At 47.2% G+C, this 443-nt stretch carries 1 protein-coding gene; it reads right to left on the bottom strand.

Translation table 11 applies throughout. The features are described 5' to 3' along the window. Positions 1-443: phosphodiester glycosidase family protein (locus tag AC066S_RS39455; RefSeq protein ID WP_478272007.1), on the bottom strand; the 443-nt coding region annotated here is incomplete at both ends.

Below are 443 nucleotides of genomic sequence, written 5' to 3'. Positions count from 1 at the left end.
TATGTGAAATCGTGCCATCAAGATAAAGCAGCTGCTCAACGTTCAGTTTCGCTTTGGCATAACAGGCAAAATCATAAAAATTTGTTGCCTGCTGGCTCAACAAAAACACGGCGTTCCCATGTTTATTAATCCCAACACCGTTACGAATTTTGCTTGAGGCGACGTTGGGATGAATACGCGGATTAATTACACCGTTTTCCATCAACATTGGCCCTGACTGCACCGCAAACTGAATCTCTTTACTGGTTTTGAAGGCATCCAGACGAACGATGCCGACTTTATCTCCCGCGACATAAAACACGCCGCCAGGACGGATAAAGAAATTCCCTTCACCTGAAGCGAGATTTAACGCCACCTTCTGCTGACCGTTTTCGATGTACAAACCGAGCGGCGCATAGCTTTCATCATAGATGCCGCCGTTCATCGCCATCTGCACCTGACCC

It is taken from the genome of Bradyrhizobium sp. CFUWI (assembly GCF_056429085.1).
Note: the sequence above shows the minus strand (reverse complement) of the source record. Positions and strands in the feature narration are given on the sequence as shown.